The 12,849-nt window shown below is 43.2% G+C and carries 12 protein-coding genes and 1 CRISPR repeat array; of the genes, 4 read left to right on the top strand and 8 right to left on the bottom strand.

The window, feature by feature from the left end:
• Positions 1–6: 6 nt before the first annotated feature.
• Complete coding sequence (locus tag B5444_RS03065) at positions 7–696, top strand: sigma-70 family RNA polymerase sigma factor (RefSeq protein ID WP_079653777.1); 690 nt, start codon at positions 7–9, stop codon at positions 694–696.
• Here B5444_RS03065 and B5444_RS03070 read toward each other — a convergent pair.
• From B5444_RS03070 to B5444_RS03085, 4 genes are all read right to left on the bottom strand, one after another.
• On the bottom strand, positions 668–967 hold the full coding sequence (locus B5444_RS03070; RefSeq protein ID WP_079653778.1) for a hypothetical protein: 300 nt from the start codon (positions 965–967) through the stop codon (positions 668–670). The two genes, B5444_RS03065 and B5444_RS03070, sit on opposite strands and share 29 nt — an antisense overlap.
• Positions 968–978: 11 nt before the next feature.
• On the bottom strand, positions 979–2,238 hold the full coding sequence (locus B5444_RS03075) for a M16 family metallopeptidase (RefSeq protein ID WP_079653779.1): 1,260 nt from the start codon (positions 2,236–2,238) through the stop codon (positions 979–981).
• A complete protein-coding gene (locus B5444_RS03080) occupies positions 2,235–3,479 on the bottom strand; it encodes a M16 family metallopeptidase (protein WP_231967154.1) in 1,245 nt (414 codons plus the stop codon). The genes B5444_RS03075 and B5444_RS03080 overlap by 4 nt, the downstream gene beginning before the upstream one ends.
• A 617-nt stretch (positions 3,480–4,096) precedes the next feature.
• Positions 4,097–5,396: a CRISPR direct-repeat array (repeat unit 29 nt; unit sequence GTTTCTAATCTTCCTGGTGGAGTTGAAAG).
• Between the two features lie 22 nt (positions 5,397–5,418).
• The gene (locus tag B5444_RS03085; RefSeq protein WP_172838422.1) at positions 5,419–6,726 is read right to left on the bottom strand and encodes an ArnT family glycosyltransferase; all 1,308 of its coding nucleotides are present in this window, start codon (positions 6,724–6,726) and stop codon (positions 5,419–5,421) included.
• Between the two features lie 16 nt (positions 6,727–6,742).
• Between B5444_RS03085 and kdsB the strand changes: the two genes are divergently transcribed.
• The 3 genes from kdsB to B5444_RS03100 are packed head-to-tail and all read left to right on the top strand — an operon-like array spanning position 6,743 to position 9,158.
• Positions 6,743–7,450 (top strand): 3-deoxy-manno-octulosonate cytidylyltransferase, encoded by a 708-nt coding sequence (gene kdsB, locus B5444_RS03090; protein WP_079653782.1) that lies wholly within the window; start codon positions 6,743–6,745, stop codon positions 7,448–7,450.
• Positions 7,451–7,452: 2 nt separating this feature from the next.
• Positions 7,453–8,112: a flagellar basal body L-ring protein FlgH gene (locus B5444_RS03095; RefSeq protein ID WP_079653783.1), complete on the top strand. Its 660-nt coding sequence runs from the start codon at positions 7,453–7,455 to the stop codon at positions 8,110–8,112.
• Positions 8,073–9,158, top strand: a complete 1,086-nt coding sequence (locus B5444_RS03100; protein ID WP_079653784.1) for a flagellar basal body P-ring protein FlgI — start codon at positions 8,073–8,075, stop codon at positions 9,156–9,158. The genes B5444_RS03095 and B5444_RS03100 overlap by 40 nt, the downstream gene beginning before the upstream one ends.
• Here B5444_RS03100 and B5444_RS03105 read toward each other — a convergent pair.
• From B5444_RS03105 to B5444_RS03120, 4 genes are read right to left on the bottom strand one after another with little or no spacing between them, the layout of a single operon-like run.
• Positions 9,155–10,456, bottom strand: coding sequence for a UDP-glucose dehydrogenase family protein (locus B5444_RS03105; protein ID WP_079653785.1), 1,302 nt, complete (start codon positions 10,454–10,456; stop codon positions 9,155–9,157). The two genes, B5444_RS03100 and B5444_RS03105, sit on opposite strands and share 4 nt — an antisense overlap.
• Positions 10,453–11,217, bottom strand: a complete 765-nt coding sequence (locus B5444_RS03110; RefSeq protein ID WP_079653786.1) for an iron-sulfur cluster-binding protein — start codon at positions 11,215–11,217, stop codon at positions 10,453–10,455. The genes B5444_RS03105 and B5444_RS03110 overlap by 4 nt, the downstream gene beginning before the upstream one ends.
• Before the next feature lie 23 nt (positions 11,218–11,240).
• Positions 11,241–12,638, bottom strand: a complete 1,398-nt coding sequence (gene lpdA, locus B5444_RS03115) for a dihydrolipoyl dehydrogenase (protein WP_079653787.1) — start codon at positions 12,636–12,638, stop codon at positions 11,241–11,243.
• Positions 12,628–12,837: a hypothetical protein gene (locus B5444_RS03120; RefSeq protein WP_079653788.1), complete on the bottom strand. Its 210-nt coding sequence runs from the start codon at positions 12,835–12,837 to the stop codon at positions 12,628–12,630. Before B5444_RS03120 ends, lpdA begins: the two co-directional genes overlap by 11 nt.
• Between the last annotated feature and the right edge of the window lie 12 nt (positions 12,838–12,849).

Below are 12,849 nucleotides of genomic sequence, written 5' to 3' on the forward strand. Positions count from 1 at the left end.
ACTACTATGAAGAAGTACGAGAAGGACAGGGAGGCTTTTGTACTGGAATACCTTCCTCTGGTAAGGAGGATAGCTCAAAGCATTCACAGGCATGTTTACGGCATTGTGGACATACGTGACCTTATAGGTTATGGAGTGCTAGCCATCTTAGAGTCTATAAACAAGCTAGACAAAACAAAAAATCCGGAAGCCTACCTCAGGCTACGAATAAGAGGAGCTATGTACGACTACCTTAGGAGTTTGGACTTTGTAAGCAGAAGCTTAAGAGATAAGGCTAAAAGGATAAGGCAGGCCCTTGAGGAGTTAAGCAAAGAAAAGGAACCTACGGATGAAGAAATAGCTAAGTACCTAGACGTAAGTGTGGAGGATCTCCATAAGGATCTACAAAAGCTTTCAGCCTCGCAAATACTCTATCTGGATGAGATCTTTAAAGAGGGAAGGAGTTATGAAGAGATATTCAGCTCTTCGGAGGAAACTCCAGAAGATATAGTCATCAGGGAGGACCTGGAGGAAAAGTTAAAGGAAGCCATAGAAAGGCTGAACGATAGAGAAAAATTGGTGCTGCAACTTGTGTTTTATGAAGAACTACCCATAAAGGAAGTAGCTAAGATTTTGGGCGTCTCCATGGCTAGAGTATCCCAGATAAAAGAGGATGCCATTGAGAAGATCAGAAAGTATCTAATCTCTGTTTTATGAGTTCTATAAGCTTAAGATGGAGGTTCTCATATTCTTTAGCCATCTTCATAAGTTTTTCATTCCTTGTCAAAAAGGCTCTGTCCACGATGGGTTTAACCTGCTCTTTGTACTGCCTTTGATACTCTTCAAGGTCACACCTTAGCTCTTCTTCTGTAAGGTCTTCTATGCTTGCGGAGTACATTCTGATGGTGGTCTTTATGGAAACTATGAGGTTTTCAAGCTCCTTTTCCAGGTCACCCTTATCCTTTCCTGCTTGAGTAAAACCTTTCATGATATCCTCCTTTATGGCTTTACTACCACACAATGATGTTCTTTTATAAATCTATCCCTGGCGGATAAAACGTCCTTTAGGCTTACCTTTTGTATCAGCTTTGGATACTCTTCGTCCATCTTCCAGCCTAAGCCCATAACTTCGTAGAATCCCAGGTACCAGGCTTGGCTTAACCTTGTTTGATGGCTAAGGAGAAACCCACCTATTATCTTGCTCTTTGCAAGCTCTACATCTTCTTCCTTTATGGTTGAGTTTCTTACAACTTCAAGCATATCTTTAAGGGCATCCTCAGCTTTATCCGGAGAGGTACCCACGTATGTGAAGAGTCTCGGAGAGAATAACCTTGTAGGGAACATGGAGTACGTGGCGTACGCATACCCTTTTTGCTCCCTCAAAAACTGAAAGAGTTTAGAGGTCATCCCTGTTCCAAGGACTGCGTCAAGGACTTTGAAAGAAAACCAGTTGCCATCATCCAACTTAGGACCGTTCCACGCGCAAAGGATAGTAGCTTGAGCACCTTGTCTGCTTACGTAGACCACCTTAGACTCTTCTACGGATGTGTTCTCCTCCTTGAAAGTAAATTCTCCTGGTGGTATCTTAGAGAGGACTTTCTCCACCTTTGGGAGGACTTCTTCTGCATTGAAGTCTCCAACCAAGACAAACACCACATTTTTCCCCTTTAGTATTTGGTTCCAACGTTTGACAAGGTCATCCTTTTCTATCTTAGAGACATCCTCCTCGGTCCCTAATGGTGAAACTTCGTAGGGTGTACCTTTAAAGGTCAACCTCCTTAAGTTTTCCATGGCAAGCTCAAAGCCCTTCTCCCGCTTAGATCTTATGGCGCTTATGACATTCTTCTTTTCCCTCTCGAGTTGTTCCTCTGGGAAGGTAGGTTCAAGGAGCATACTCTCTAAAACTTCCAAAGCTTTGTCTAATCCTTCTGTTTTAGTGGCAAAGCCTATTTGTACATAGTCGTCCGTAGTGTCCGCAGATATACTGCCACCGTAGTCCTCAAAGGCAGAGGCTATCTGGAAACTGTCAAACTTCTTTGTCCCTCTCAGGAGCATTATTGACGTGAGGTTTGTGAGACCTCTCTTCCATTCCTCGTGAGTTCCAGACTTTATAAAAGTGTAACCACCTAGTATGCCTTCTCCTTTGGTTTCCTTGAGTATAATCCTCACTCCGTTGTTCAAGGTCTTTTCCACCATCCTGCTTCCTCCAAAGCCAAAGGCTGAAAAAAAGAAAGTTAAAAGCAGAAGAAGGTATATCATGGTACCATAAGAAGCTCGTTGTAAGGTTTGCCCAGGATGTACTTCTCTAATACTCTTATCACATCCTGCTTTCTTACCGATCTTATGTTGTTAGTAAAGTACTTGTAGAAATCAAGGGTACCGGCAACGGTAAGAGAATAGCCAATATAGTAAGCATCGGAGTCCACCTTTTCCCTCGCGAAGAGTTCTGAGTTGATTATCCTATCTTTTGCCTTCTCTACTTCATCATCTGTTAGTTCTGTTTTAAGTTTTTCAAGGAGTTCGAACACTTTTGTCCTGACCTCTGGGTACATCTTTCTATCAAGGGCTGCGTAGATTACGAATAGGTTATCCCTGGGTCTTCCAAAGTCATAGGTACTTATGCTATAGACTAAGCCTTTTTCTCTGAGCTCCCTGTAAAAGAGAGATGTCCTTCCAGATCCTAAGATCTGATCAAGAACCAACAGAGCATAGTACTCTTTGGAAGTTATTGGTGGTGCCCACCATCCTATTACCCAATAGGATCTTTCTAGTCTTTTATCCTCTATCTCCTTAAACCTGCTTTCGAGTTGTTGAGGTTCTGGGAGGATGTCAGGCCTAGCCACGGGTCTGCCTTCTTCCTTACCAAAGGTTTTTAAGACTTCCTCCTTTACCTCCTCTGGATTTACATCACCCACAATCACTATGTACATGTTCCTAGGTTGGTAGAAGTTGTTGAAGAATTCAAGGAGTGCTTTCCTTGTAAACTTCCTTATGGTATCTTCGAAGCCTATTATGGGATACCTATAGTTGGAGACCTTGTAAGCAAGAGCTTCAAACTCTTCCCAAAGGACGTCTTGAGGGTTGTCCTTGCCTCTCCTTAGCTCCTCTATGACTATGGGCTTTTCTTTCTCTATCATGTCCTCTGAAAGGAGTGGTTTTTGTGTAAGTTGGTAAAGGATCTCGAGTCCTTCTTTCCAGTAGGGTTTTGCTATCTCTATATGGTAGAAGGTGTACTCTTTGGAAGTTCCTGCGTTTATATGACCACCGTAGCCTTCAACTATCTTGTCTATCTGCCCATATGGATACTTTTCAGAACCATTGAATAACATATGCTCTAAAAAGTGTGCCATTCCCTTCTGGGTGTAATTTTCATAGATGGAACCTACCTTAAACCAAACGTGCAACGCCACAGCTTGGGTATCTTCTCTCTCTTTTATAACCAAGGTAGCACCGTTTGGCAGCTTGTAAACTTTTAGAGGACTCGCGAGAGCTACACTCATAAGGATCACCTCCAGTATAAGACTGATCAACCACATACCACAAACAAATTTAAATATAGCCTCTACACAGATCTTATAAAGATTTTTCTGTATGGTCTCGGATTGATCACCCTAACTATCTCTAACCTTATATTCTGTAGAGTCGTGTTGTGAAGTTGTTGATACTCAAAGTGTTCGATGGCATAGTTTCCCAAAAATCAAAGATTACCATCCTTGAGGTGTTAAAAATTTTGTCGTTCAGTTTTACTGCCATATAGTCCTTGCAAGACAAAAGTTTTATAAGGGTACTTTTGGGAATACTTTTGGAAAAACGCAATTTTTGCACTTTTTGACCTTATGGGTGTCTAAAACTGATGTGTATCTTTTAAAAAGCTTGAAAATCAAAGATTTGTGAAGGGTATGGAGAGTCTTTATTTTCAAATTTTTAGATATCTGGATTCCTCATGTTTATGCATTTCTGAGGCTTGATACTCAATGACTTTAGGAGGGTGAAAGTGCTGTTTTTGAGGGTCCTTCTGGCCCACTGGCGGTTTCCGGAAATGCACCTTCACTTGAAGGGGGTACCCCCTTGACAAAATCTTTGAAGTGTGTATAATAGATAGATAGGTAAAGTTGAGGTTTCTAATCTTCCTGGTGGAGTTGAAAGGCTCTATATTAAAAACTGTAGCTATCGCGTATTTATCAGTGTTTCTAATCTTCCTGGTGGAGTTGAAAGTCTTCTTCTAGGTCTTTCTTTTTATGCCTGTCGAACGTTTCTAATCTTCCTGGTGGAGTTGAAAGATACTTCTCTCTATCATACTCTAAAAACTTATCTCTTAGTTTCTAATCTTCCTGGTGGAGTTGAAAGGGCCTGGATGGTTAAAAGTGTTCTATGATGTACTTCCGTACCGTTTCTAATCTTCCTGGTGGAGTTGAAAGTCAAAAGTTTTCATGTCTATCAATATAGCTTAAAAATTTGTTTCTAATCTTCCTGGTGGAGTTGAAAGCCTGATGCTTCTATCTTGAGTTCTTTGAGCGGAAAATTGTTTCTAATCTTCCTGGTGGAGTTGAAAGTAGACAAATTTCAATAAGCACGCTTCTGAAGTGTATTCATGTTTCTAATCTTCCTGGTGGAGTTGAAAGTGATTGAAATTAAATGGAGCTGGGATGTTTACTAGAGTTTCTAATCTTCCTGGTGGAGTTGAAAGTACGGAGCACGCACGATATTGGTGAGATGGTAATGAAGTTTCTAATCTTCCTGGTGGAGTTGAAAGGACCTGGTTGCTCTTGGTCTTCAAGCTCTTGTAGATGTTTCTAATCTTCCTGGTGGAGTTGAAAGCCGTGGCTTCGTGGCTTCTTACGAAGCCACTTCGCCAGTTTCTAATCTTCCTGGTGGAGTTGAAAGTTTGTTTAGCTGCACTGGCTTGTATGTCTTGATCTCAACGTTTCTAATCTTCCTGGTGGAGTTGAAAGCCGCTTATAAAACGCACACGTACAGCACCCACTACAGTTTCTAATCTTCCTGGTGGAGTTGAAAGGATGATTACCGGCGCGCTGTTGTCTGGGTTCAGACAGGTTTCTAATCTTCCTGGTGGAGTTGAAAGATACAGTGAAGCATTGTATTCAATTAACTTAGACGAGGTTTCTAATCTTCCTGGTGGAGTTGAAAGAATAACTGTTTCAATCGCTTACGTGATGCAGATGAAAGTTTCTAATCTTCCTGGTGGAGTTGAAAGTGCTTCATGGCACCTACCTCCTTTAAAAGATTTTTACAAGTTTCTAATCTTCCTGGTGGAGTTGAAAGCATCGATCTCGTTAATCTCTGCTTTGTAAGTAAAGTCTAGTTTCTAATCTTCCTGGTGGAGTTGAAAGTGATTTTCAAGCTTTAGCAGTTTTCTGAAATTATGAAGTTTCTAATCTTCCTGGTGGAGTGTGGAGTTGAAAGGGTAGACTGTTAGGTTTATCTTGCCTGTAGCCAGACTTCTTTGTCATTGCCAAAGTTGTAGTGTTTCAAAGTCCTAAGACCCTGTACAGGCTTACATGTTATCAGGTAATCCCAGTTAGATAGGTCTGGAGCTTTTAGCGGTTTGCCTTTCCATATGCCTACATAGACGCATAAAGCCTTAAGCTTGATGCAGTCACATGCTACTTCCGAAGTACCTACCACCTTCATCATTTCCATAGCTGCAGATTTCTTTTTGTCGTATATTGGAAAGAAGAAAGCACCGTAAAGTATTCTAAGGATGATTACGCCGAGTATGGTCCAGAAGAAAACTTTTCTGAAGGTTTGTGAGAGTTTAAAAGCCTTCACCACGTAATAGGACATAAGAATAGCCATCAGCGGGTAGAGGGGAAGGATGTACCTACCTGCATTACCAGAGAGCAGATAAGGAAGGGAATTTACTACCAAAACCAATAAGAGAGGCTTGTTTGGAACGCTTAGGTTGTTATGCCTACGCAGTATATAGAGGGATACAAAAAAAAGAACAGAGTGCGGCAGCAGATCCTTGAAAGTTTTGAGAAGTGCGGATATAAAACTTGATTTATCTTCATTCTCTAATCTCGCAATACTCTCGTGAATCAACACTGCAGCGTATTTTAGAGGGTTTACTGTGTTCATGAGCCAAAGCGTGGGTAAGAGTACAGAAAGAATGTAAGAAAGTATGGCTGGCACAGAGAGAAGAAGTCTAAGATTTCTTTTGTACAACGAAAGCACTATCAGAGAAAGACCATAAAAGGCATAAGCTGGTAGACCTTTCAATAAGAAGGTTAATCCGTTCCAAAGTCCAGCAAAAAGAAGTAAATAAGACTTACCTTCCACCACAGAAAGGTACAGAAGGATAATCGTGATGAAGACAAAAAGGGTAAAGGTTATGTCTATCTCACCTAGGTACCCATAGAAAAAAAGTACATTTCCAAAACTTATGAGGATAAGGGCGGAAAGTGCAGAAATGAAGAAATTCCTATAGAGTCTATAAGAAAAGATAAAACATACTACAAGAAGGATTGCTAGGGAGATTAACGATACTACTCTACCTGTTAGCTCATTCCATCCCACCAAGTGGGAGGACAGCAGAATAAGCCAATTAAAAAAGGGGGGCTTGTTGTAGTAATAATGCCCGAAGAGAGTAGGCTGGAAGTAGTTTCCACCATGGAACATTTCGTAGGCTACTTCCAGACGAAGGTCTTCCTCCCCTTTAAATTCGTAAAGATGAAGGTTTATGAAGTTGGAAACAAAAAGTATAACTATAAGGAGAATAGGATACACTTTATGATTATAACCCATGCGGCTTATAGTTATTCCAGCAAGACTTTCTTCTACTCGGTTGCCTAATAAACCTTTAAGAGTAATAGCAGGAAAGCCGCTTATAAGGTGGGTGGTTGAAGGATGTTTAAAAACTGGTGAGAAGGTACTTCTAGCTACGGACAGTCAGAGTATAGCCGACTGTGTAAAGGACCTACCCGTAGAAGTGGTTTTTACGCCTTCGGATCTACCTTCAGGTAGCGACAGGGTCGCTTATGCCATAAAGGATTTGTCTGTTGACTACGTAATCAACTATCAGGGAGATGAACCCTTCGTGTACAAGGAAGACATAGAGAAACTCTTTGAAGCTCTAAAAGATTACAGCGTGGCTACCCTTGCGGTAAGGGACCCACATGCTTACACTGACCCATCATCTGTTAAGGTAGTCTTAGACAACTTGGGCAGGGCCCTCTATTTTTCTAGGAGCCCCATACCATACTTTAGGGAAGAGCATCAGTTTTACCCACTAAAGCATGTGGGTGTTTACGCTTATAGAAAGGAAACTTTGCTTGAGTTTGTAAACATGCAGGTATCGGATTTGGAAAAAACAGAAGGTTTGGAACAATTAAGACTGCTCCAGGCCGGCATAAGTATAAAGGTCATAATCACAGAAAACTACTACCATGGAGTAGATACAGAAGAAGATGTGAAGCTAGTGGAAAGTAAGCTGGGGGGTTTAAATTATTAAGTATGTTCAGCATTTTGTTTCTACTTTTGGCCTTTTTATTTTCTTGCTCTCAAAAGGCAACGACGTTAGAGCAGTACGAAAAGGAAAATCCTTACCCTGGTAAGGAGGGTATAATCTACGCTTCTAAAAACAGCCTTATGCCTAAGAATGTTGATGTAAACATGTACGCAGATGCAAAAGCCAGCAGGGTGGGGGACGTTATCTTTATAAACGTGGTTGAAAGTTTAAGGGCTGTGCAAAGTGTGGCCAATCAGAGTAAGAGGAGTGCCTCTGTAAAAGAGTCTGTAGCTTCTTTCTTTGGTTTAAGTCAGAGTCTTTTAAACAAGCTTTCGGCTTCTGGTTCTGGAAGCTTTAACAGTTCAGCTAATGCTCAATCCCAAAACTCCGAAATCCTTACAACTACCCTGGCAGGCAGGGTGATGAAGGTATACCCTAACGGTACTATGCTCGTTGAAGCTAGAAAGACCATATACGTGAATGGTTCAAACAAAGAAGTAGTCATAATGGGTATAGTGAGACAGGAAGATCTTGATAGCTCTAACACTGTACCTAGCAACAAGATAGCGAACCTTTATGTCTTTGTGGATGGTAAGGGTTTTGCTGAGGATGGGGGTACTCCAGGATGGTTAGCCCGTATATTCGCAAAAGTCTTGCCCTTCTGATAGCTTTTGTGTCTGTTTCCTTTGGAGCCAAGATAAGGGATATAGCCACCATAGAAGGTAACAGGAGTAACTACCTTGTAGGTTATGGCCTGGTTGTGGGATTAAAAGGCACGGGAGACAGCAAAAGTACCCTGTTTACAGTACAGAGCATAGCTAACATGCTGACACGTATGGGTATCAAAGTAGATCCAAGAAGAATGACCACTAAGAACGTGGCGGCAGTTATGGTAACTGCTAAGATACCACCGTATGCAAAGCCTGGTATGACTTTTGATGTAGAGGTTTCATCTCTTGGTGATGCTAAAAGTTTAGAAGGCGGAACTCTTCTGATGACACCTCTTAAGGGTCCAGATGGTGAAATCTACGCTCTAGCTCAGGGGCAGGTGATAGTAAGCGGCTACGAGGCTAGAGGCCAGGCGGCAAGACAGGTACAGAACACACCCACTGTGGGTAGGATACCCAACGGTGGAGTTTTGGAGAAGGAGTTACCTTTTAGTTCAAACTTTTCGGAGGTGCGTCTGTATTTGGACAACCCGAGCTTCTACTTTGCAAACCTTGTAGAGAAAGCTATAAACAACCACTTTGGCAAGCAGGTGGCTAAGGCGGTAGACAGCTCCACCATAAAGCTTACACTGCCTGATGGAATGGATCCCATAGCCTTCCTAGCGCAGGTGGAGGATATAGACGTAAACGTGTCTGCACCGGCCAAGGTTGTGATAGATGGAAGGTCTGGTGTAGTTCTCTTCGGTGGTAACGTAACGATAGACCCTGTTTCGGTTACTGTGGGTACCCTTACGGTAACCATAACAGAAAGACCGGAAGTTTCCCAACCACCACCCCTATCGGGTGGACAGACAACAGTGGTACCAAGGACGGAGGTAAAGGTACAACAAGCAGAAAGGAGAATACTAAGCTTACAGGGAGCTACTGTTTCGCAGCTGGTGGACTCTCTAAACAGGATAGGAGCTACTCCACGCGAGATAATATCTATACTTCAAGCTATCAAGCAGGCTGGAGCTCTGAAGGCTAAGCTAGAGGTCCTTTAACATCTTCCCATACAATAGTACTCAAAACCCAGCTCTTTCATCCATGCTACGTCAAACATATTCCTTCCGTCCACTATTACTGGTATCTCCAGCAAATCTTTTACCCTCTGTAGGTCTGCCTTCTTAAACTCGTCCCACTCAGTAAGGATGAGTAAGGCTGTGGCACCCTCTAGGGCTGAGTACATGTCTGGGAAGTATTTTATCTGCTTTCCTTCTGGGAAGAGGAGCTTAAAGTTATCCATGGCCTTTGGATCGTACAGGTGCAGTATAGCCTCTTCCTTTAGCAGTCTCTCTATTACCTTTATGGATTGAGCTTCCCTTATGTCATCCGTATTGGGTTTAAAGGCTAAGCCCCAGACAGCAAGCTTTTTACCCTTTAGGCTCCAAAGAGCTTGCTTCACTTTATCTATAAAAACGTCAATCCTCCTGCTGTTTATCCTCTCTACTTCCTCAAGGAGGCTAAAGTCCACGCCATGGTCCTTTGCCATCTTTATAAATGCCTTTATGTCCTTTGGAAAACAGCTACCACCCCAACCAAGACCAGCATCTAGGAAAGCCCTACCTATCCTCTTGTCAAAACCCATGCCGTCAGCCACGAGCTTTACATCGGCTCCCACCTTGTCGCAAAGGTCGGCCACCATGTTTATGAAGGAGATCTTCATTGCCAGAAAAGAGTTGGAAGCATGCTTTATGAGTTCTGAAGTTGCGGGATCTGTGACGAGTATGGGGCAGTTGAAGTCTTTGTAAAGATCTTCGAGTATCTTGCGAGCCCTTTCGCTCTCTACACCTATTACTATCCTGTCTGGTTCTAAGAAGTCTTTTATAGCACTACCTTCTCTTAAAAACTCAGGGTTTGAAGCTACATCAAACTCTATAGGTTTTTTTAGGTATCTCTGTACAGTTCTCTTTATTAGCTTGTGGGTGTTTACTGGTACTGTAGACTTCTCCACTAGGAGTTTGTAGGAGTTCATAAGCTTGGCTGTTTCCCTTGCTACTTCCTCTACCTGCGATAGTTCTGCAGAGCCATCGGGCTTTTGTGGTGTACCTACACATATAAAGATAACATCCGAAAACTCTATACCCTCTGCCAACTCTGTGGTAAAGTGTATCCTTCCCTTCCGAAGGACCTCTGACAGCATCTCTTCCATGCCAGGCTCGTATATGGGAACCTTTCCCTCCTTTAGCATTTGAACCTTTTGAGGGATCTTCTCAACTACCATAACTTCATGTCCCAGGTGTGCAAAGCATACACCTGTGGTGAGGCCCACGTAGCCAGCACCCACTACAGTTATTTTCATGATGTGGCCTCCCTCAAAGCTCTTCTTCTAAGCTCCTTAAGGTACTCTTCTAATGCTAGGCTTTCTTCCTCCACGTAAAGGTTTTCTCTCAGGGTGAGACTCTGCCAGTCTAAGGAGCTTGCTTCAAACCAAGGGCCATCGGTACACGAGAGCCTTTCCTTACCTTCTGAGTATACCCTGCAGGAGAGACATAGGCCTACCCCGCACAGGATAGGAGCTGTGGAGAGAGCTATGCAAGGGTAACCCTTAAGGGATTCTACAAAATCCTTTAGCTCCGAGGCCTTTCCAGCCACCACCACAAGGTCAGCATCTTTTGGCATTTCAAAGGATAGAGAGACTTTATCAAAGGCATCTTCTACAATTTCCAAGGGTGGATACTTTCCGGATACAAAAAGGTAGACCTTATTGTCTAAGGACTTTAGAGCCTTGGCCACGCTGTAAAGGGATGCTGGACCCCAATCTATACCGTACATGTAGACCTTACCGTACACGCCAAGAGGAAAAGGCTTCCCAAGAGGACCTGCCACGTAGAAGATCTCAGTAGAGTGGTAAAGCTCAAGCGTGCTCTTACCCCTCTTTTGAACCAGAAACTCAACTCTGTCGTTTTCTACCCTCAGTATGCTCAAGGGTATCCTCTCCGAAAGTTCTGTTGTCTGCAAAATGGCGTACTGTCCTGGCTGGAAGTTTGTCAGATGCTTTGCTTCTATCCCCAGAAGGAAATAGTCCTCCGATACGTCTCTTTTAAAGGTTATAGGATACATGAGATTATGATAAACCAAAAGGCTTAGGCTCTTCTAGACCACGATATGGGTCCGTAGTGAACCTCTGAGGCAGCTTGACCTATAGCCTCTGAGAGGGATGGATGTGTGTACATGCTTCTGGAGAGGAAATCCGCTTTAAGTCCCGCCCTCATTACATGTACCACTTGGTGTATAAGCTCACCTGCATTGGGGCCGACTATGTGACAGCCTAGTATGTTGCCAGAGTCGCTGTCTACCACTAACCTGACAAAACCTTCGTTCTCACCATCGTCCATAGCCTTAGGGTTTGTAACGTAGGAAACTACACCCACCTTCACGTCGTAGCCTTCGTCCTCGGCTTGTTCTTCTGTAAGTCCCACACTGGCCACCTCGTAAGCTGAGTATATGATCTTAGGTACCCATCTGTCATCCTTCTTTAAATCTGTCTCTCCAAGCATATGACTTATGGCCACTTTCCCCTCATACATGGACTTGTGGGCCAGCATGAGTTGGGAGGTTATATCTCCGCAGGCGTATACGCTGGACACGCTTGTCTGACAGTAGGAGTTTACTTTCACAAAGCCCTTTTGATCCTTTTCAACACCTATATCCTCAAGACCTATGTAAGAGGTATTGGGAGTCCTACCCACTGCAAGAAGTACAAGGTCCACCACCTCCTGCTTGCCATCCGATAGGTTGACGTAGACCTTGCCATCAACCACGCTGCAGGACTGTACAGAGGTCTTAAGCCTTATGTCTACACCTAGCTTTTTGAGCTTCCTACCTAAGTATCTGGCAGAATCTTCGGGTATGTCAGGAGAGGGTAAGATCCTGTCCTTTATCTCTACCAGTATGACATCCACACCATACATCCTGTAGATGTAGGCAAACTCAACACCTACGGCACCACCACCAACTATTAGCATCCTCTTGGGAAACTCCTCTAAGCTCCATATGCTGTCCGTGTCATGGATGTACTTGCCATCGCTTTTTAGATCACCCAAAGATGCTACTGAAGAACCAGTGGCCAAGAGGATAAACCTGGCCTTTAGTTTTACGTCGGACCCTTCCACGTAGACAGTGTTCCTGTCTTCTAAGATACCCCTTCCGTAGAATATGGGTATGCCTATGTGCTCAGCAAACCTTTTAAAGTTTTCCCTTATGGTAACCACTACCCTGTCTCTGTTTTCCTTGAGGCTTTTCATATCAAGGGTATAGCCTTGAGGATGCACGCCGTAGTTTTTAATGTGATTTAGCTTTTCAATCAGATAAGCTCCGTGTCTCATGTACTTGGATGGTATGCATCCCCTGTTTAGGCAGTTACCGCCTACCGTCTCGGGAGAGAGCTCCACGAGGGCTACTTTGAGTCCCCTTCTGTGGGCATAAAGACAGGCTTCGTATCCACCAGAGCCTGCTCCTACTATTACAAGGTCAAACTCCATCCTTCTTCCTTTTCCTCCTTTCCTTGTAGACTTCCTTCCTGCACTCTCTTATTATGGTCCTGTACTTGTAGTACACAGATGGTATGTTAATAGGAAGACTGTAGTACTTCTCAAGGTAAAGCATTATATCCTCTGTGGTCATGTACTTTCTGTTCCTTATAAGGCTCTTTATGTACTTTATTATCCTGGTTTCTTTCATTAAAAAAGGGGG

The sequence above is a fragment of the Thermocrinis minervae genome (assembly GCF_900142435.1).
In the GTDB taxonomy this organism is placed as follows: Bacteria; Aquificota; Aquificia; order Aquificales; family Aquificaceae; genus Thermocrinis_A; species Thermocrinis_A minervae.